The 21,014-nt window shown below is 39.8% G+C and carries 20 protein-coding genes and 1 pseudogene; 5 read left to right on the forward strand and 16 right to left on the reverse strand.

The window, feature by feature from the left end:
- Positions 1–241 precede the first annotated feature (241 nt).
- The 8 genes and pseudogenes from ABIE66_RS14540 to ABIE66_RS14575 form a co-directional block, all read right to left on the reverse strand.
- Positions 242–562, reverse strand: a complete 321-nt coding sequence (locus tag ABIE66_RS14540) for a type II toxin-antitoxin system HicB family antitoxin (protein ID WP_370015220.1) — start codon at positions 560–562, stop codon at positions 242–244.
- Between the two features lie 112 nt (positions 563–674).
- Positions 675–956: a DUF4190 domain-containing protein gene (locus tag ABIE66_RS14545; RefSeq protein WP_289325230.1), complete on the reverse strand. Its 282-nt coding sequence runs from the start codon at positions 954–956 to the stop codon at positions 675–677.
- Positions 957–1,673: 717 nt separating this feature from the next.
- Complete coding sequence (locus ABIE66_RS14550) at positions 1,674–2,324, reverse strand: amino acid ABC transporter permease (protein ID WP_289325231.1); 651 nt, start codon at positions 2,322–2,324, stop codon at positions 1,674–1,676.
- Between the two features lie 14 nt (positions 2,325–2,338).
- The gene (locus ABIE66_RS14555; protein ID WP_370015221.1) at positions 2,339–2,977 is read right to left on the reverse strand and encodes an amino acid ABC transporter permease; all 639 of its coding nucleotides are present in this window, start codon (positions 2,975–2,977) and stop codon (positions 2,339–2,341) included.
- A 102-nt stretch (positions 2,978–3,079) separates the two neighbouring features.
- A pseudogene (locus ABIE66_RS14560) lies at positions 3,080–3,908 on the reverse strand (transporter substrate-binding domain-containing protein).
- A 22-nt stretch (positions 3,909–3,930) separates the two neighbouring features.
- Positions 3,931–4,659, reverse strand: coding sequence for an amino acid ABC transporter ATP-binding protein (locus ABIE66_RS14565; protein WP_289316246.1), 729 nt, complete (start codon positions 4,657–4,659; stop codon positions 3,931–3,933).
- Between the two features lie 438 nt (positions 4,660–5,097).
- A complete protein-coding gene (locus ABIE66_RS14570; RefSeq protein WP_289325234.1) occupies positions 5,098–5,508 on the reverse strand; it encodes a hypothetical protein in 411 nt (136 codons plus the stop codon).
- 337 nt (positions 5,509–5,845) lie between these two features.
- A complete protein-coding gene (locus ABIE66_RS14575; RefSeq protein ID WP_370015222.1) occupies positions 5,846–6,748 on the reverse strand; it encodes an AEC family transporter in 903 nt (300 codons plus the stop codon).
- 260 nt (positions 6,749–7,008) lie between these two features.
- On the opposite strand from ABIE66_RS14575, the gene ABIE66_RS14580 reads away from it, so the two are divergent.
- The 3 genes from ABIE66_RS14580 to ABIE66_RS14590 all read left to right on the forward strand — a co-directional run bounded on the left by ABIE66_RS14580 (position 7,009) and on the right by ABIE66_RS14590 (position 10,462).
- A complete protein-coding gene (locus ABIE66_RS14580) occupies positions 7,009–7,461 on the forward strand; it encodes a nucleoside deaminase (RefSeq protein WP_370017049.1) in 453 nt (150 codons plus the stop codon).
- Positions 7,462–7,493: 32 nt separating this feature from the next.
- Positions 7,494–9,257 (forward strand): adenine deaminase, encoded by a 1,764-nt coding sequence (ade, locus tag ABIE66_RS14585; protein ID WP_370015223.1) that lies wholly within the window; start codon positions 7,494–7,496, stop codon positions 9,255–9,257.
- Between the two features lie 146 nt (positions 9,258–9,403).
- Positions 9,404–10,462 carry a lactonase family protein gene (locus ABIE66_RS14590; protein WP_370015224.1) on the forward strand — a complete coding sequence of 353 codons (1,059 nt, stop codon included), beginning with the start codon at positions 9,404–9,406 and terminating at the stop codon, positions 10,460–10,462.
- A 65-nt stretch (positions 10,463–10,527) separates the two neighbouring features.
- Here ABIE66_RS14590 and ABIE66_RS14595 read toward each other — a convergent pair whose 3' ends face one another.
- The 5 genes from ABIE66_RS14595 to ABIE66_RS14615 form a co-directional block, all read right to left on the reverse strand.
- Positions 10,528–11,325: an endonuclease I family protein gene (locus ABIE66_RS14595; protein WP_370015225.1), complete on the reverse strand. Its 798-nt coding sequence runs from the start codon at positions 11,323–11,325 to the stop codon at positions 10,528–10,530.
- Between the two features lie 93 nt (positions 11,326–11,418).
- Positions 11,419–12,033 carry an NUDIX hydrolase gene (locus ABIE66_RS14600; protein WP_370015227.1) on the reverse strand — a complete coding sequence of 205 codons (615 nt, stop codon included), beginning with the start codon at positions 12,031–12,033 and terminating at the stop codon, positions 11,419–11,421.
- Positions 12,034–12,616: 583 nt separating this feature from the next.
- Positions 12,617–13,957, reverse strand: coding sequence for an aspartate aminotransferase family protein (locus ABIE66_RS14605; RefSeq protein ID WP_370015228.1), 1,341 nt, complete (start codon positions 13,955–13,957; stop codon positions 12,617–12,619).
- 70 nt (positions 13,958–14,027) lie between these two features.
- Positions 14,028–15,485 carry a CoA-acylating methylmalonate-semialdehyde dehydrogenase gene (locus ABIE66_RS14610; protein WP_289325240.1) on the reverse strand — a complete coding sequence of 486 codons (1,458 nt, stop codon included), beginning with the start codon at positions 15,483–15,485 and terminating at the stop codon, positions 14,028–14,030.
- 199 nt (positions 15,486–15,684) lie between these two features.
- On the reverse strand, positions 15,685–16,233 hold the full coding sequence (locus ABIE66_RS14615; protein WP_370015229.1) for a GNAT family N-acetyltransferase: 549 nt from the start codon (positions 16,231–16,233) through the stop codon (positions 15,685–15,687).
- Positions 16,234–16,353: 120 nt separating this feature from the next.
- Here ABIE66_RS14615 and ABIE66_RS14620 point away from each other — a divergent pair, with 120 nt between their 5' ends.
- Together ABIE66_RS14620 and ABIE66_RS14625 are read left to right on the forward strand one after the other, a co-directional pair.
- A complete protein-coding gene (locus ABIE66_RS14620; RefSeq protein WP_370015230.1) occupies positions 16,354–17,310 on the forward strand; it encodes a D-2-hydroxyacid dehydrogenase in 957 nt (318 codons plus the stop codon).
- A gap of 184 nt (positions 17,311–17,494) precedes the next feature.
- A complete protein-coding gene (locus ABIE66_RS14625) occupies positions 17,495–17,695 on the forward strand; it encodes a cold-shock protein (RefSeq protein WP_029714163.1) in 201 nt (66 codons plus the stop codon).
- Positions 17,696–17,913: 218 nt separating this feature from the next.
- On the opposite strand, the gene ABIE66_RS14630 is transcribed toward ABIE66_RS14625, so the two are convergent.
- From ABIE66_RS14630 to ABIE66_RS14640, 3 genes are all read right to left on the reverse strand, one after another.
- Positions 17,914–18,768, reverse strand: a complete 855-nt coding sequence (locus tag ABIE66_RS14630) for a crotonase/enoyl-CoA hydratase family protein (protein ID WP_370015231.1) — start codon at positions 18,766–18,768, stop codon at positions 17,914–17,916.
- Positions 18,769–18,982: 214 nt separating this feature from the next.
- On the reverse strand, positions 18,983–19,975 hold the full coding sequence (locus ABIE66_RS14635; protein ID WP_289316234.1) for an ABC transporter ATP-binding protein: 993 nt from the start codon (positions 19,973–19,975) through the stop codon (positions 18,983–18,985).
- A 13-nt stretch (positions 19,976–19,988) separates the two neighbouring features.
- Positions 19,989–21,002, reverse strand: a complete 1,014-nt coding sequence (locus ABIE66_RS14640) for an ABC transporter ATP-binding protein (RefSeq protein WP_289325244.1) — start codon at positions 21,000–21,002, stop codon at positions 19,989–19,991.
- Positions 21,003–21,014 lie beyond the last annotated feature (12 nt).

Below are 21,014 nucleotides of genomic sequence, written 5' to 3' on the forward strand. Positions count from 1 at the left end.
AAAGCCATCATTCCTTTTCCAGGCAATGATGGCTTTTGTTAAAAAAATGATATGACGGGGTATTCTGGCATTAATACAATTATTAATGTCGCCTTCCCTTACTCAAAAAAACATATACTTATGTAAAAATATTAATGTTTTTGAGTTACTCTTATAAATCTGACTTTAAGGGTAACAAAATGTTGATTAATCTTTAAGAAATCAAAAATAAAAACCTTGTCCCCTACCCGGCAAGGTTTTTTTATTTTTCATATGTGATATTTTCTATTTCAATCCTGAAGGGTGCAGCCTCACATATATTAATTCCCCTATCTAGATTTACCTTTTCCATTTCACTCGCATCCGGTATTGTTTTTTTATCGAAAATAAAATGTTCGACCATGGATTCCAACAGTTCTTGAGCACAAGCTAAGGCATCTACCCGATTCCTACCGCTAACGGAAGAAATAATTCCTTCTCGCCTAAAATCCGGGAAACAAACTTGAACGGAAAAAGAGTCGATAATCAACGGGTGTTTTTCATAATAGAATACAGCTGGATACTCAAAGATTTGAATGGTCAAAATATCATCCCTTCATACAATTTTTAGGATTTTAAGTTAATTATAACATGAAATCCCATAAAAAAAAATAGGTTTATTTACATTTCTTTGTTTGTCAAGCTTATTTTTACATTCAATAGGTTGTTATGTCCGTACTTACTACAAAATAAGAAAACACCAGGAAAATCAAAATCACGATAACATTCAAGATTATTCCAATAATGCTGCACACTTTACCAGCTGTCACCAATCCATTACCGGTTTCACCAGTAAGTTTCATTTCTTGTTTACTCTTCGCTGCAAATATTAAACCTAGTATACCTAATACGATGCCGATGAATGGAATAAGCAGGGATAATACCCCCATGATTAATGATACAATCGCTTTGCTATTGCTTTGTTTAATTTCAGACATATTTTCCACCTTCTCTCTTCCCCTTATATATACGGTCATTAAAAGGAAAAGATTCATTATTTGTTACTCATTCATCACTAATATTCCATGCTCTCCTGCCGGTGAATTTCATACACTTGGTCCAATCCATGCATGTAAAAAACGACTCATTTAGAGTCGTTTCAGATAGTAGACAAACTCGAAAAAATTGAGTTTGTCTGCAGTTAAAAAAAGTTTTCAGAAATCCGTTCCCTTTCCGCCGACTGTCTGCCAAGCCTCTCTCATGTGGGGTTTCGGCCAGCCAGTTATTCGGCAGGAGTGGCGAAAACTTCGTTTCATCACATATAAATGAATAAATAATCATGAAGTATAACCAAATCTTGTTTTGAAATGATGGTAATCATTCCCACGGTAAAATCGTGACAGCTATTCGGGATGAGACCATTCCGAACCCTAAGTTGTCTACAAACCGAGACCGGCAAATCCTATTGTCTGTATTCAGTTTTTTAGGGTTATTCGCATTCAATTTAAAAGAAAAACAAATTTAAAATTGGAACGGAAGGGGCGAGAATCCTGCGGGAAAACCCGTTTAGGGATTAACCCCGCAGGCGCAAGCCGAGGAGGCTCCCTGACCGCCCGCGGAAAGCGAGTGCCTTAAGTTCCAATCAAGGTCCAAATTGCACAAACCATAAAAAAATTGCAGACAAACTGAAACGACTCATTTCTGAGTCGTTTTTTTTAGGTTCGTTTCAATTCAAGTCTCTGGGCTACCAAAGACAGACTAAAGTTTACAATGAAATACATGAGCGCCACCAGGATCAAAATAGGTATTAAATACTTTTGACTTTGCCCATATATAATTTGACCATGATGAGTTAGCTCCGGTAACGAGATGACAACCGCTAATGAAGTATCCTTTAATAATGATATGAATTGGCTGACAATAGGAGGAACCATGCGGCGGAGAGCTTGGGGCAAAATAATATGTATCAATGCCTGTGTATAACTCAAGCCTGATGAACGAGCGGCTTCCATTTGCCCTTTATCTACAGATTTTAGCCCACTTCGAATTACTTCAGATAGCATGGCCGACTCGAAAATTGTCAATGCAACGATGGCCGCTGGAATGATTTCCAGTTTAATGCGTACCTCAGGTAAAGCAAAATACGTAAAAAATATAATTAATAACAACGGTAAATTACGTACCGTTTCTACAATCATGGCTAATATTTGAGATAGCACCGGTACCTTTGCGTAACGGATTATGCCCACAAGCCCGCCAATGATGAAACTTAGAATAATGGATATAAAAGCTACCTGGAGCGTTACCCAAAATCCTTCTAATAAAAACTTAAGATTATCCGGTGTATAGGCACCTGCAAAATCCATATCTTATACCTCCCTCAATTACTCTTTGCCAGACGTTTTTCCAAATAACCAACGCCAAGACTTAAAGGAATGGTAAGAATTAAGTAAAACGCTGCAACGAAAATGTATACATCAAACACGACAAATGTACTTGAAGAAATCAAATCCCCATGGTACATGAGATCCAGTCCTGCAACGACGGCTAAAATGGAAGAATTCTTAACTAGATTGATAAATTGGTTTCCTAGAGGAGGAATGACTATTTTAACTGCCTGTGGCAATATGACGAGCCTCATTGCCTGCCCATATGTCAGTCCTGAAGAACGGGCAGCTTCCATTTGACCCTTTGGCACAGAAAGAATGCCTGCCCGAATTGCCTCAGCTATGAAAGATGAAGTGTAAATGGTCAGGGCTAATGTTCCTGCGTATAGTCCACTTAGTTTAAGGCCCAGAAAGAAGAAAAAGGTAATAATCAATAAAGGTATGTTCCGAATGAACTCAACATAGGCGGTTCCAAGCCAGTTTAGAGGCTTTATCGGGGCAATCCGCATGATAGCAACAAGCACACCCAGGAGCAAACTCGCTACCAATGCGATTAAACTCGACATGATCGTATTTTTAAAGCCTAATAAATACATATCCAGATTCTCTGTTAAAATGGAGAAATCAAGCACGGCATACACTCCTTTAACTAGTAAGGATGAGCAAAAAGCTCATCCTCACAAGACAAATGTTCAAATGTTAATTAAGGTCATTTCCCTTACATTTGGTAATGATTAATGTTTAATCCATTTATCATGGATTTCATCGTACTTGCCTGAATCTTTAAGTGACTTAAGGGCTTTATTCAATTCGTCAACAAACTCAGCATTTCCTTTTTTCACAGCAATGCCATAAGGCTCGTCTGTAAATGTTCCGCCAACAAGCTCATAATTTGGATCCTCGTCAGCCATACCATAAAGGATTGAATCATCCGTAGTCAATGCATCCCCTTGCCCAGATTTAAGTGCAGCGAACGCTTCGGAATAGTTTTCAAATTCAAGAACTTGTGCGTCAGGAGCCTTTTCACGGATATTTATGGAAGAAGTAGAGCCCTTAACAGCCAATACCTTTTTCCCTTTTAAACTATCAATACCCTTGATATCGCTGCCTTTTTTGACTAGCAGGGATTGTCCGGCATCAAAGTAAACATCGGTGAAGTCAACTTCTTTTTTACGATCTTCCGTGATTGTCATGGTCGCTACAATCGCATCGATATCACCATTATTCAATAAGGCCATCCTTGTTTTAGAAGTCACTTCTTTAAATTCAACTTTATTCTCATCACCTAGGATTTCTGCTGCAAGAGCTTTGGCGATATCAATATCAAATCCTTCTACATCTCCAGTACTAGGATTTTTCAATCCAAATAGCCTTGTATCATTTTTTACCCCAAAAACAATCTTATCCTTATCCTTCACTTGTGCAAGAACATCCGTTTTCTTTGTCTTTACCGCCACCCTCTTTATCTTTGCCTGAATCTTCTCCCCCGCCGCATCCAGCCAATAAAATGACAGCCAATAAAGATAGCAAAGATAATTTCAACCATTTCTTTTTCTTCAACATGTTAATCACCCCTGTTTTTTATTTAATGATTTAATATACGGCTAAGAAATAAACGAGCCCTCTCTTCACGAGGATTGGCGTAAAACTCAGCCGGTGATGCCTCTTCTAAAACCCTGCCTTCGTCCATGAATACGATTCGATCCGCTACTTCACGGGCAAATCCCATTTCGTGCGTGACAACCACCATCGTCATTCCTTCATGGGCAAGTGCTTTCATAACATCCAGTACCTCGCCAATCATTTCTGGATCCAAGGCTGAGGTAGGTTCATCAAATAGCATGATTTCAGGCCCCATTGCCAAACCTCTGGCAATCGCTACCCTTTGCTGCTGTCCACCCGAAAGCTGGGAAGGAAATGAATTCGCCTTATCTCCAATCCCTACTTTCTCCAGATACTTTTGCGCAATCTTTTTCGCTTCCTCTTCTGATTGTCCTAAAACCTTCCTGGGTGCAAGCATGATGTTCTCGAGCACAGTTTTATGAGGATATAAGTGAAAATGCTGGAAAACCATACCGATATTCCGACGCAGTTTGTTTATGTCCGTTTTTCTATCCGCTACATTTAAACCATTAACGGAAAGGGAGCCTTCCGAAATGGTCTCAAGACGATTAATGCATCGAAGCAGGGTACTTTTCCCTGATCCTGACGGTCCGATGACTACTACCACCTCCCCTTTATTAATAGTAAGATTAATATCCTTCAATACATGGAAATCACCAAAATACTTATTCACCCGGTCAAAAACAATCATAATTAGCCTCCCTGCCCATAATCAATCTTTTGGTCTGAAAATTGATAATAATCAGAATTCTGAATGCATAATATAGCATTCTCTTAAATCGAATCATTTCTATATGTATAATCCTTTCTCCATTTATTATTTCCCAATATAAGGTTATTTTTTTTATTATTTTAGACTAGTAATATAAAAAAATATATTCAATATTCACATTATTCATTATATATAATATTACTTAAAATTACCATATAAACTTTAAATTGTTAAAAACAATAACATATTTTATGATACTATTGCTATATTCCATAAAACCCACATATTTAAATCGATCTCCCCTAAACGGTTCCTATTTTTGTAAAAAGGGATTTATTTCCCGTAAGCAAAATGCCTGATATGAATTAGCAATTATAGAACGAACAAAAAAAAGACAGCAAAAGCTGTCTTTTACATTCATTCTTTTATAGCATCTTCAAATGGTGCTGAAAATAAGCCACTAGGCGCCAGCATATCCGTATCCGATTCCCGGCTTTCCCCACCCACAGTATATGGACCTGCTGGATAAAAATCAAACAAATCACTTTCCTTATGTATGATCAAAAAATACTCGTATAAATCATCCATAAGTTCCTGATGTTCATCTAATTTCATGATTTCGCCACATTCATCAATTACAAAGTTTTCATTAATCGCATCTTGAAGTTCCTCATTATTTGAATACGCGATAAAAAAATCCACATCTCCACACTCCATGCATAGCAAGAGTTTTTCTTCTAGTGCTTCTTGATAGGATTTCTGAACGATCTCCTTCAAAATGGCTTCAATCTTTTCAGGATTAGTTAGTTTAATTTTAGTCTGGATCACAAAATCCCTCCAATTTAATAAAATGACATTTAAAAAGTATATGCCAGTTTAATGAAAAATAAAAAAAGCAAGCTCACCCTTTGATCAATATTAAATGAAACTGCTATAAGTCCGTTCCTAATTAACCCATAAATCCAAATGGAATCCAAAGCCATCATTTCGTTCCTTAACCTAGACGCGTATGATAACCATTACTCCACCTGCTCACTATAAGTGGAATTTGCCTAAACTTGATCATCAAGGGCAACGCATGTAATCCGGATCCCTGCGCATTTGTAAGGAATTCTCCGCCTCGTGTATATATTAAGTTTGCCCGCATAATCAGAATGATAATCTTCTATAATACAAAGAAAAAGATGATCGGAAGCGTAATCAAGCTTAATGAAGTACTAATGAACGTAGCACTTGAGACGAATTCAGGTTCTGTATTGAATTGGAGCGCATACATCGTAGTGTTGGCCGCCGTTGGCATGGCAGCTACGATAATCATGATATGCCTGACCATTTCATCCACTGGTAAGGCAAGTGATAACAGGAATGCAATGGCTGGCGAAACAGCAAGTTTAAGAAGAAGTGAAACTGATAGCTTACGATAGGCAATTTTTCTCAGTGAAATGTTGGCTAGCTGCATTCCGAGTGTAATCATAATTGTTGGGATTGCTGCATTTGCAACAAGGTTAATAGCTTCCATAACCGAATTGCTTAATGGAATTTTCACAAACTGAAAAACCGTACCTGCAATAGCTCCATACACGATTGGCATCCTGAATACTGCTTTAAGCGCTGTTTGGACTCCGTTACCTTCCGGGCTGCCCTTCGCTGCGAAATAGATGCCAATGGTGCACATGACTAACTGCTGACCCACCATCAGGATGATCGCATAATCGAGTCCTGCTGCACCGAATAACAGGAAAATGACTGGTGTTCCGTAATTCCCGTTATTCATGAATGCCGATGCCAATATCATGCCGCTTGTTTCGGTAACTGAATAATTACGGAAAAACGATATGATATAGACTACCAGTATGAGAGAAAGACAGAGTACTATCGTGAAAAGGAACAGATAAAAATAATCAATCGTAAATTCTGCGGAATAAAAAGTTCGGAACACAAGAAAAGGTGACATTAAATATAATGCCATCGTGGAAATCGATTTCGTATCAAGTTTAAACTTTTTCTGACCGACGTACCCTAAAACAAAAATACCGAATATCGGTAAAAGAACGCCCAAAAATCCCATACATCTCACCTTCATAATCCTATGATTTTCTTCTAACAATATCAGTTTTATCATTATTTGTAAAAATTCTTTCAAATCGTTCCTGATTCTAACGTCATATATCCTAACATATAATGATTTTTCTTTATTTTCAGAAAATTATATTCAATTTTTGTCTATATATGGTATATTATTTATTATATTTACGTTAAAAAACGTAACATCAACACAATTGGTTTATTAATAAATGAAGGGGTGTTTTTTTAGTGGATGTAAAATTCATGGAGATGGCCGTTCGGCTAGCAAATGAAAATGTATTGGCAAAGAAAGGTGGACCTTTCGGTGCTATAATCGTAAAAGACGGCAAAGTTGTAGGAAGAGGATGTAATAATGTGACAACAGCCAACGATCCCACAGCTCACGCCGAAGTACAGGCGATACGTGATGCATGCAGGAATCTCAATAGCTTCCAGCTTACAGATTGTGAAATATACACTAGCTGCGAACCTTGTCCAATGTGCATCGGTGCCATTTATTGGGCACGTCCAAAAGCCATTTATTACTCATGCACTAAAGAAGACGCTGCACTTATTGGTTTTGATGATCACTTTATATACCAAGAACTTGCCCTGCCAATGAAAAACCGCACTATTAAAATGGAACAAATGTCTTTCAATGACCACGATTTACCATTCCGGACATGGGAGACCCATATTGAAAAAGTAAAATATTAATATGTTATATCTTTGCCAAAGGGGTTACGAATATGAAAAAAAACTTGCTTAAAAGGAGAATAGACGTCGCCGCAGGCAAAACGCCTGCAGACTGCGTCATTAAAAACGGGCAAATTATAGATGTATTCAATGGTGATACCTATTCAGGCGATATTGCCATTGTCGATGGTTTTATTGCTGGCATTGGGAGTTATGAGGGTATTTCAGAAATTGATGCTGCTGGAAAATTCGTATCCCCTTCATTCATTGATGGCCATGTCCACATTGAATCTTCGATGGTCAGGCCTTCTGAACTCGCAAAAATCCTCCTTTTACATGGTGTGACCAGCATCGTTGCGGATCCTCATGAAATAGCCAATGTTTCCGGTAAAAAGGGCATTCATTATATGATTGAACAATCCGGCCAACTTCCTTTTGACTTCTACTTCATGATGCCATCTTGTGTACCTGCTACGGAGTTTGAACATTCTGGCGCTGTCTTAAGAAGTGAAGATCTAAATTCATTTTATCAAAACCCGAAAGTGCTTGGTTTAGCCGAAGTTATGAATTTCCCGGCTGTTTCACATACGGAGGATGATATGCTGCAAAAATTATACGATGCAAATAGACTAGGCAAAAGCATAGATGGCCATGCAGCTGGATTATCCGAACAACAGCTCAATGTTTATATGAGTGCCGGCATTAAAACGGATCATGAATGCACAACAGCGGAAGAGGCAAAAGAAAGACTGCGAAAAGGAATGTATCTTATGATCAGGGAAGGTACTGTTGCCAAAGATTTATTAAACCTGGTTCCAGCCATTAATGAGCTGAACTCCCGCCGTTGTTTATTCGTCACCGATGACCGGCACCTCGATGATATTGTTTCTGAAGGAAGTATCGATCACAACGTTCGACTTTCCATAGAAAATGGTATCCCACCAATTACCGCGATTCAAATGGCGACCATCAATGCTGCAGAATGTTTTGGTTTAAAGGAACACGGTGCTATAGCACCCGGATACAAGGCAGACTTCCTTCTATTAGACGATCTCGATACAATCATCATCCATTCGGTCTTTAAAGAGGGAAAACCTATGGTCCAAAATAATCGATTACTGAACTTTCCTGAAAAGGAACAGGTTATTGACGACGGTTTGAAGCACTCCGTTAAATTTCATGAAATAACGGAAGATGATTTGGCGATACCTTTTAAAAATAATCTTGCTAATATTATTGAGATTACTCCAAACAGTTTGATTACAAAGCATTCGATTGAACCGGTTACACTTAATCGTGATGGTCTATTCCAGTTCTCTGAACATGTTGATCATATAAAACTAGCAGTTATTGAACGGCATCATATGACCAAACAATTAGGTCTTGGAATCGTCAAAGGGCTTGGTTTGAAATCAGGCGCAATTGCCACTACAGTAGCCCATGATTCACATAATTTAATCATTGCCGGCACGAATGACCAAGATATGCTAAGGGCAGCAAAGGAAATCAAAAAGATGCAGGGTGGATTGGCCGTAATCCAAAATGGGAAAATACTAGCTTCCCTTCCCCTTCCAATAGCTGGATTGATGAGTGAATGCACATATATGGATGTGGTTCATTCATTGAAACGAATCGATGAAGCCCTTTTGAAACTCGGTGCCAACAGGCATTTCAACCCTTTCCTTACACTTGCGTTCTTGGCGTTACCTGTCATCCCGGAAATTAAACTGACGGATCAGGGCTTATTTTCCGTTTCTGAGTTTAGGCATATTCCTATTGAAGCCGTTACGCCTGCCGATAAGTTCAATCTACTTTGACCCCCTACCCGGGGGTTTTTCCCATTCACCCCCAAAATTTCTATATGAATAATGTTATAACTCAACTTAAATCGGGAAAAGGATATAATCGGTATCATCTATGTTAAAATAAAAAAAAACACAAATCTTTCTTGGAGGAGATAAATATGGCAAAACATGATCAACAGACCATCATTGGATATATTGGCACTTACACAAAAGGAAACAGCAAAGGTATTTATCGCTTTACTTTAGATACAGCAGAAGGAAAACTCAGTACACCGGTTCTTGCAGCAGAATTAACCGATCCGACTTATGTCGCCATCAGCCAGGACAAAAAGAATCTCTACGCCATTTTAAAAGAAGCGGGCAGCGGTGGAGTTTCTTCCTATTCGATTAATGAAGAATCGGGTGAACTTACCTTCTTGGGCCAACAATTGACACCGAATGGCTCTTCCTGCCATATAAGTGTCGACAGCAAGAAACAGGTCTTGATCACTTCCAGTTATGGAGATGGCCTGATTGAATCATATCCGCTTCATGACAATGCGACCCCTTTGCCAGTATCATCCACCATTCAACATGAGGGTCAAGGACCGAATGAAGAACGTCAGGAAAAAGCACACACTCACTTCGCTGGTTTCACACCGGATGAAAGGTTCATTGCTGTAGTCGACCTCGGAATAGATAAAGTAATAACCTATAAAATACATAATGGGGTTTTGGAAGAAGTAAACAGTTTATCTGTTGCTCCCGGCAGCGGACCGCGGCATTTGACCTTCCACCCAAACGGAAAATTTGCGTATGTCATGGCAGAACTTGTACCGGAAGTCATTGTTTTGAGCTTCGATAGTCTATCGGGAAGCTTTTCTGAATTGCAAACGGTTCGGACCGTTCCGGAAGATTTCAAGGAAAATAACCAAGGAAGCGCCATTCATATTTCTGATGACGGGGAATTCATTTATGCCGCAAACCGCGGACATGATAGTATTGCCGTTTACCAAATCAATCAAGAAACAGGCAAACTGGCATTCGTGGAACTGGTTTCTACCGAAGGACATTGGCCACGTGATTTTTCATTGGACCCAAGCGGAAAATTCCTGATCGCTTCTAATGAACAATCAGGAAACCTGACACTATTTGCACGGAATGAACAGGACGGAAAATTAACATTGTTGCAAAAAGATGTTCAAGTTCCCTTCCCTGTTTGTGTAAAATTCCTTTAGTTCTATAATTAAAAAAGGATTGAAGCTTTTACCACAGCTTCAATCCCTTTTTTATAAATCCTTCTTTAATTCCATTTCTCCGCCATTTCCGGAAAATCTATAAATGGGTTTCGATTACCCTGAATTTCATGTATAGCCTGGTTTCTATGTTTTTCATAAATGCTGACCGGAAAAAGCCGGTGCCATTCCAAAAGCAGTGTCAGGTTAACTTTGCCGCTATCGATGATTCCCTCATATCTTAATAAAAAATACATGGTAGCTCTCGCTACGATACCTTTTCCATATTCAGGTTCGAATTTACCTTCATCAGATTTCCCGCAACCCGCCTTTATACCGGCAGCCGATGCTTCTGGGATATAATCCTCAAAATCATAGTATGAAAAGTTACTCCGGCTGCTGTTACAAGTTGGTTCACAAGCGAACAGATGGTGCAAATCTCCCCTCATCGGTTCTTTTTTATTGAACCATGATTGAGGTACGACATGTTCACAATTAACGAGCATGTTGTCCATCTTTGTTGATTCAATGCCTCTTGACAACACTTCAAGTATACGGATATCTTCCTCAATGACTTCCACAGGATCCATTCCTTTACCGGAATACAGACTTTTCAGTTTGCCATTTTCCTGTAAGTCCACCCAAGGGTAAACATGACGATGTGGTGAGTAGTTCAGCTGGTTTTTATGGGTTGTCACAAGCAGGTCCTTCAATCCTTCTCGGTCCAAGGAATCATCTTGATAGTATACACGCTTAAGTTCCTGATCTTTGGATTCATCATAGTATTCGCGGTTTTCATTGAAGTTCACAAACGCAGCCATTGCCATTGCCCGTTCTTTTTCAAGTACTTCAAAACTATTCTTCATCCACTCATCTCCCCACTTCTATTAAAACCTAACTTTTACCATATATAAAGTTTAATAGAAATCGAACGAAAAAAAAAGGTGCTTTAGAAGGGTCTAACGAAGAATTTCAATAAAATGGGTAAGGATTTTTGCTGTCATTCCCCAGATTACACGATCGTTATATAAGTAAAAATATTCTTCCATCTGTTTTGGCTGCCATTTATAATTCTCTCCGCCAAAGATTAAATCATGGGGGAAGTTTTCATGTGGTTCCACTTTATACTTCACATGATATATCTCTGGCGGTTTTTCCATGAAAAAGGATAGCGGGACCGTAAAAATGGTTTCTACCTCAGCTGGATTAGGTATTATCCGTTGATGGTCACGAACAAATCCTGCATAAGGATAAACAATCATGCCAAAAGGAGATACCAAATAATCAATTGGAAAGACATTATAGATATCTTCTTTATTTAAATTAAGTTCCTCGTATGTCTCCCTTAGTGCAGCCGCCTGTTCATCATGGTCCAACTTGTCTATTTTACCGCCTGGAAAACAGATATCCCCTGGCTGCCTCCTCAGTTTGTGTGAACGCTCTTCAAATAGAACGTGTATTCCATCATCCTTCTCTATTAGGGGTACCAATACGGCATACTTTGAAAAATTCCCACTCCCTAAAATTTCAGGGGTATGTAATGTGAGTTTTTTTGTTATATCTTCAGTTTTCATGTCCCTCACCTCTTCTGACGGAATATTGACGATATGAGATCGGTTTATTTTCTACCACTCTTATCATTCCATTTTCAAACATACGCTATAACTAAGCAAGGAAAACGATTCCAATATGTTCCCTTTAATTCATAATAGATTACTTAACCTCTATATTCTTGTTTTTTTCATACAATATAGGCCCTTAACATCCAAGAAAAGGAGGAATTAAACCTTTTTCCATTACACTAAATCTCTCATTTCATTTCCATGGGGAAAATATATTCATTAATAACCTATGTGATTAGCTAATTTGTGGATGGGCGATCACTGATAGGTTTTTCTCACTATTGATGGGATGCACATCATCCATATGGATCATTTAACAATAGATAAAAGCACCGGTCAAAGTTCTGAACGGTGCTCAAACGAAACACAGCAGTCTCAATTAAAAAGTAAAGTCTGGATCCAATCTTTGTTAATTAACAAAACCGAATGTATAAGAGAATATTAATAGGTACATATAGAAATCCACTTTAATACTGAATTTTCAGAAATCTGATTTGTGGCCACTCATTCTATTATTTCCCGAGGTTCGTAATATTTATAGTTCTGTTAGCGCTCGCTTTACTGTCGTTACGATGAATAAGAAGTCCTCTTCAGTTATGCTAAGTGGAGGAGCAAGGGTCAGGACATTATTGAAGCCCGCTACCGTATCACCATTTTTACCTATGATCAGCCCCTTTTCTTTGCATGACGCAATCATTTTATTGATTTTGGAAAGTTCGATCGGCTGTTTTGTCCCTTTATCTTCCACCAGTTCAATTCCTACCAACAAACCTTTCCCACGCACATCGCCAACATTAGGATGAGATTTGATTTCTTCAAATTCTTGCAGCAAGCGAAACCCTAACTCTTTAGAACGTTCTATAAGTTTTTCATTTTCATATATTTCAATATTCTTCAAAGCAAGGGCACAGGAAGCTGGATTGCCACCAAAAGTATTTACATGACGAAAGCGGTCATAATCATCTGTACCGATGTATGCTTCATAAATTTCACGTTTGACGGCTGTGGCGGATAACGGCAGGTAAGCGCTTGTGATTCCTTTAGCCATTGTTACGATGTCCGGTTTTACATCATAGTTCATAAATCCGAATTTCTTCCCAGTACGGCCAAACCCGCAAATGACCTCATCCGAAATAAGAAGGACGCCATTTTTCTCACAAATTTCTTTCACACGTTTCATATATCCATCAGGTGGCATCAAAACTCCGCCTCCTGTGATGATAGGTTCCATTATTACCGCAGCCACCGTTTCGCTCAACTCCCATGTAATGGTACGGTCAATTTCCGCCGCACTTTTTTCGCCGCTTTCATCCTCTGGATTTCGGTAAGAATCAGGCGGTGATACATGAAGAAATCCTAGGGCGAGTGGTTCATATTTATACTTCCGCTGCGCCTGCCCGGTAGCTGCCAGGGCTCCCATCGAATTTCCATGATAGCCGCGATAACGGGAAATGAATTTATAACGTCCATGTTCACCTTTTTGCTGATGATACTGCCGAGCAATTTTAAAAGCAGTCTCATTTGCTTCTGAACCGCTGTTAGAGAAGAAAATCACATAATCCCCACCCAGCCATTCATTTAACTTCTCTGCTAGCTTAATAGCCGGAATGTGGCTGTTCGTTAAAGGGGCATAAGGAAGTTCCTTCAACTGTTCGTAAGCTGCTTCAGCCAGTTCCGTTCGACCATAACCCACGTTGACACACCATAACCCTGACATCCCATCCAAGTAGCGATTTCCATCAACATCCGTTATCCATGCTCCTTGCCCGTTTTTGACCACCATTGTCCCAGGGTTGGGTTCAGCCCCTTTCATATGATGCCAAACATATTTGCCATCCATTGCCTTAAGATCCTGACCCTGTTTTTCAACCTGCATAAGCCACACTCCCCCAATCATAATGTATAAAGGAGGGCCGACCACAAACTGCGTCGACCCCTTTTTCATATCAGTATCTTGCCGTTAACATTTTCTTTCTAGTGTAAAATTCCACTCCGTCTTTTCCATTGGCATGAAGGTCTCCATAAAACGAACTTTTATATCCGGAAAATGGAAAGAATGCCATTGGCGCGGGTACCCCAAGGTTAATACCAAGCATTCCTGCATCAATTTCTTCACGAAATTCCCGGATGGCTTTTGCACTATCCGTATAGAGGCAGGCACCATTGGCAAATTCGGATTGATTGGTCAAATCGATTGCTTCTTCAAGGGTATTAACCCGTACTATGGATAAGACAGGGGCAAAAATTTCATCACTCCATATTTTCATGTTTGTATTTACATGATCAAATAATGTCGGTCCAACGTAATAGCCATTTTCCTGATCGCCTTCATTCCTGCCATCACGAAGGAGGACAGCTCCTTCTTTTTCCCCAATTTCAATATATTGTTCTGTTCTCTTTTTATGTGTATCACGGATCACGGGTCCAAGGAAAACGCCCTTATCCATTCCATTTCCAATCTTGATGTCATCCGCTGCAGCCTTTAATCTCTCAACGAGCGAATCTCCCACTTCTCCCACTGCAACTACCACCGATGCAGCCATGCAGCGCTCGCCTGCAGAACCGAAAGCGGCATTGGTTATGTTCGTTACCGCATTTTCCAGGTCTGCATCAGGCATGACGATTGAATGGTTTTTCGCTCCTGATAAAGCCTGGACACGTTTTTTATTGGCAGCTGCCGTTTTGTAAACATACTCTGCGACAGGCTGGGATCCTACAAAAGATACCGCTTTAATGTCTTCATGTTCCAAAATCCCGTTCACGACATCATGGGCACCATGGACAATATTGACGACACCATCCGGAACACCGGCTTCCGTCAATAATTCTACAAGACGGTTGGCTAAGAGCGGTGTCCGTTCTGAAGGTTTTAAAATAAACGTATTGCCACAGGCTATTGCAAGCGGGAACATCCAACATGGCACCATCATCGGGAAATTAAACGGCGTAATCCCGGCAACGACACCCATTGGATAACGGTACATGCCAGATTCAATGCCTGGAGAAATGTCAGGAAGCTGACTGCCCATCATTAAGGTAGGCGCACCTGCAGCGAACTCCACGCATTCAATCCCACGTTGAACCTCACCATATGCTTCTGTATAGCTTTTTCCATTTTCAATCGTGACCAGCTTTGCCAGTTCATCCCAGTGTTCTATCAATAATTGCTGGTAACGGAATAAGAAGCGCGCCCTTTTTGGCACGGCCACCTTTTTCCATTCTTTATACGCATTTTTAGCAACCTTAACCGCTTGGTTTACATCTTCCCTTGTGGAAAGGGGTACGATTGCCAAAGCTTCTCCTGTTGCCGGATTTGGCACTTCTTCATGTTTCGATGTTGAGGAATCCACCCATTTGCCACCGATATAATTTTTCAACGTTTCTACATCATTGATAACTGCCATTAAAGAAACCCTCCATTTCAACACGATTTCATAGTTTCATTATATTTTTCAAACGGACTTTTTACATTAGACGTTTTGTATAGTTTTTAATTCAATATTTGCACATATTGTTTGTTTTTGATTTTCCTATATTCATGAAAAGAATTCACCATGTAGAATCTCCTTTGTACTTTCCCTTTACCGGAAGCCCTCACACCCATCATTTAATAATGGAGTATAGCTTTAGGTCTTGATGCTTTCCCTTAACAAACATTCCTTTTCTTATGATTCCCTCAAAAGACATACCCGCCTTTTGCATGACTCGCTCTGAACCAAAATTTTCAACGAAGCAGCGTGCTTGTATTCGAACCAGGTTCATATTTTCGAAGCCAAAGGCAATTATCTTTTGGGCAGCCTCCGTCATTAAGCCACTCCCCCAATATTCGGGTGCCAATACATACCCGATTTCGGCACTATGATGATTAACCTGCCATGAAACAAAGTCAATAGTACCAATCAACTTACCACTTTCCTTGTGTTGTATGCCCCATGGAGCGATTTTCTTATCCTCATAATTTTGTAGGATGAATCTGATAAAATCCTTTGTATCACTTAGGGAACGATGGGCTTCCCATGTTACGTAGCGGGAAACTTCACTGTTGGATGCATACGCGAACATGTTTTCTGCATCACTCATGGTGACTTTCCTCATAACCAAACGTTTTGATTCTATAATAGGCAGCTGTCCATATATGTCTTTCACGTTCATGATTACACCCCATTCCATTAATTATCAGTATTATAACAAGATTGTTAACCAATCTCTTTCTCAATTGAAAAATTATTGAAACTTACGTATAATTCAGAAAAATGATTACGGAGGATAATTATGCCAAAAAGAAAACTCATAATAAGCCAAAACTTGAATGTGCTCTTATTACAGAAGATTAAAGAATTGGTTCCCGAGTGGACTGTCATCACCGGAAGATCTTCGGAAATATGGAAGGATCATCTAGCCGATGCTGAAGTGATCGCAGGCTGGAAAACGGAAATGGCTGAATCCATCGATGCAAGCGAAGTAAAATGGATCCAGACATGGAGTGCCGGAGTGAATGCCTTACCCCTGGAAAGTTTGGAACAAAAGAACGTGCAGATTACAACTGCAAATGGCGTCCATGCCTATCCCATTTCAGAAACCATTTTCGCGTTAATGCTTGCTTTAACAAGAAAAATAGATACATATATTAAGCAACAGCAGGTGAAGACTTGGCATCACGCAAATATGAAGCAGGAAATTCATGAAAAGACCATCGGGATCATCGGTGTTGGAAAAATCGGAAAGGAAACAGCTAAAATTGCCAAGGCTTTTGGCATGTCCGTATTAGGAATGCGCCATTCCGGTAAATCTGAAGAATTTGTCGATGAGATGTTCACACAAAATCAATTGAATGATCTCCTTCCTAAGTGCGATTATATTGTCGTGACATTACCATTGACCCCAGAAACACGGAATATGTTCGGGAAAAACGAATTCCGACTAATGAAGCCTTCCGCTTTTTTCATTAATATAGGAAGGGGAAATCTCGTTATTCAAAACGAATTGGTCCAAGCTCTCAAGGACAAAGATATTGCTGGTGCTGGACTTGATGTGTTTGAAACGGAGCCACTTCCTGGGAAGAGCCCATTATGGGAGATGGACAATGTAATCATCACGCCGCACACATCCGGTAATACGGAATATTACGACCAACGGCTTATTCAGGATATTTTCATGCCGAATTTAGAGAATTACCTAAATGGTAAACACCCCTCAATTAATTTACTTGATTACAGAAAAGGGTATTAAGAATTGTACAACACCATGCACAATAAATAATCTTACTTTGTTTGCTTGCAGATTCCGACATTATCTGTTATATTTAAAAAGAATTATTTTTGTTCGGGAAGATTGATAAGTGAAACACTTTTCGTCTAATGATTGAGCAAGGGTAGTAACACAATGTGTGGATTCACACTAGGAGGCAACAACAATGGAACAAGGTAAAGTAAAATGGTTTAACGCAGAAAAAGGATTTGGCTTCATCGAACGCGAAAACGGAGACGATGTATTCGTACATTTCTCAGCTATCCAAAGCGAAGGATTCAAATCATTAGACGAAGGTCAAGAAGTTACTTTTGAAGTTGAGCAAGGTCAACGTGGACCCCAAGCTACTAACGTTCAAAAAGCATAATTTTAATACAATATATAACGGACTCTACTTGTAGGGTCTGTTTTTTTTTGATTAAAAAGCAAAAATAAAAAAACCCTATTCGCAGGGAATAGGGGAACATGAAACAAGTTTAGTAAATGGTAAACACAGTATAACACACTAAGAAAGGAAACCCTAATTTATCCGAAAAGTAAAAATTATCACTCACTTCCACAGGCTCCCTGACTACCATTCATTTCTTATTTCTTATCCACTTCATATGTTCGATCCGTTCCCCATGGGTAAAACGGAGGCATATCGGTGCTGCTTTTCATTTTGAAATCAGCTTTCCTTTTTTTCAAGAACGCTTCAATCCCTTCTAGTGCATCGGCTTGTTTTCCGGTCCAATGAATCATTTTCGATTCTATTTTATGTGATTCAACAGGATGGTTAGCACCGAGCATGGTCCACATTAACTGCCGGGATAACGTCACGGAGACAGAAGATGTATTTTCTGCAATGTCTGATGCAATCTCCATTGCAGCAGACATCAATTCATCCGGCTCGACGATCTTGTTTACCAACCTTCCCTCATATGCTTCACTGGCCGAAATCATCCTGCCGGTAAAAATCCATTCGGAAGCTTTACCCATTCCGACAAGCCTAGGCAAGAACCAGCCGCTGCATGCTTCCATCGTTATCCCTCGCCTCGCAAATACAAAACCCATTTTTGAATCTGTTGAAGCGATTCTAATGTCCATGGGCAAAGTCATTGTGATACCAATCCCAATTGCCGCTCCATTAATGGCCGCTATCATAGGTTTCTTCATCTCAAAAATTCGTAATGACAACATCCCCCCTGCATCGCGGTATTCAACCAAAGGAGTGTGATCCATAAAGGTTTCTGCCCCTTTTTCCAAATCCATTCCAGCACAGTAAGCATCCCCAGCGCCAGTTATAATAACGGCTCGTACGTCATCATTTTCATCCGCTTCATCAAAAGCATGGATCATCTCCTCACACATCTTTTCATTGAAAGCATTCATTTTTTCAGGACGATTAAGAGTAACAATCATGACTCGATCGACGATTTCACTAGTTATCGTGGAATACAATATCAGTCTCCTCCTTCTCTCAAAAATTGAAATATTCAACAGATTTTTAATTTTACATATAATTACATTTTATCTGTTTTATTTTCAGATTCCTAGTTATTTATTTTTACAAACTGATAATTAATTTAGTCTGCAAAAATAATCGCTTCTATCTAAAATATTTTACATAAATATGTAAAAAAAGACCAGTCGCAAATGCAACTGGTTTTTTTATTTACCAATATAAATGACAAGCAACGAAATGCCCCGGTTTTTGTTCTTTCCATTCAGGTGCAGCACTGGAGCATATCTCCATCGCTTTTGGGCAGCGAGTGCGGAATACACAGCCACTTGGCGGATTGATCGGACTTGGTACATCGCCTTTAAGTACGATTCTTTCCCGTTTAATAGTGGGGTCTGGAATCGGCACTGCAGAAAGCAAAGCTTGCGTGTAAGGATGCAGCGGATCTTTCGTTAAAGAATCACTATCCGAAAGTTCCATCATTCTTCCAAGGTACATGACTAAAATGCGATCTGAAATATACTTGACCATCGATAAATCATGCGCGATGAATAAATAAGTCAATCCCATTTCTTTTTGTAGCTCTTTTAATAAGTTCACTACTTGAGCTTGTATCGAAACATCCAAGGCAGAAATCGGTTCATCACATACGATGAATTTAGGATTTAAAGCCAACGCCCTTGCAATTCCAATACGCTGGCGTTGTCCACCGCTGAATTCATGCGGAAAACGAGTGATATGTTCCGGACTTAAACCAACCAGCTTCAACAGGTCTTCCACCCGTTTTTTTCTCTCTTTACCTTTTGATATCCCATGAATGGCAAGTGGTTCCCCAATCAATTCCTCCACCTTCATCCTTGGGTTCAAGGAAGCGTATGGATCTTGGAAAATCATCTGTATTTCACGGCGGATATGTGACATTTCCCCCGGTTTGTAATCGAAGATATTTTTCCCCTGAAACAGAACTTCTCCGTCTGTCGGTTCATAAAGTCGGGTAATTGTACGACCGGCAGTCGATTTACCACAACCGCTTTCCCCAACAAGGCCGACCGTTTCCCCTGGGTAGATTTTGAGATCCAAACCATCTACCGCTTTCAGCGACTGAGAACCAACAGGAAAATATTTCTTCAAATTCTTAATTTCAACAAGAGGAGAATTTTCGTTGACTGTCTTTTCTTTTACTGACTTATTTTTTAGTGAAACCATTGGTTCTCCTCCTTTATACATTAGTCGGTGCTTGTACCTGTGTTGCTTTTGCCATTGGGTGGTGTAGCCAGCATGCGGCTGTCTGTCCCACTTCGACTACTTCAAGTTCCGGATCATGGTCTTTGCACACTTTCATTGCGGATTCACATCTTGGATAAAAAGGGCATCCTTTTGGCGGATCCAATAAATCGGGCGGTGATCCGATAATGGGAACCAACGGTGCCGTTTTTTCCATATCCAGCCTTGGCACCGTTTTAAGCAAGCCTCTTGTATATGGATGCTGTGGATTTGAAAATATAGCTTCTACTGTACCAGTCTCCACAACCTTACCTGCATACATGACGACTACCCGTTCGCAAGTTTCCGCAACCACACCTAAATCATGAGTGATTAAAATGATGGAAGTATCCATTCTGCGTTGGATATCTTTCATCAGTTCCAAAATTTGCGCTTGTATCGTTACATCCAATGCCGTTGTAGGTTCATCGGCGATTAATAATTTCGGTTCACAAGCTAGAGCCATTGCTATCATCGCCCTTTGGCGCATACCACCTGAAAACTCATGTGGATATTGCTGCATCCTTTTTTCCGGCTGAGGAATACCTACCAGTTTAAGCGTTTCCAACGCCCGTTCGTATGCATCTTTTCGGGACATATTTTTATTATGCTTTAAAATGCCTTCCATGATTTGGCTGCCGATTTTTGTCGTTGGATTGAGAGAAGTCATTGGATCCTGGAAAATCATGCTGATTTCATTTCCGCGAATCTTCTGCATTTCCTTTTCACTCATTTTAATAAGGTCTTTGCCGCCAAAGTTTATTGACCCTTTTCCATACTCTGCTGGAGGTGTTTCCAGTAATCTCATGATGGATTTCGCAGTAACACTTTTGCCGCATCCGGACTCTCCAACAATAGCAACGGCTTCCCCTTTTTTCACTTCAAAGTTCACGCCGCGTACTGCTTGCACTTTTCCTGCATAAGTATGGAAGGTGATGTGTAAATCGTTGACTTCCAATAGGTTCTCCATCATCGTCCCTCC

The organism is Peribacillus sp. B2I2 (assembly GCF_041261685.1).
In the GTDB taxonomy this organism is placed as follows: Bacteria; Bacillota; Bacilli; order Bacillales; family DSM-1321; genus Peribacillus.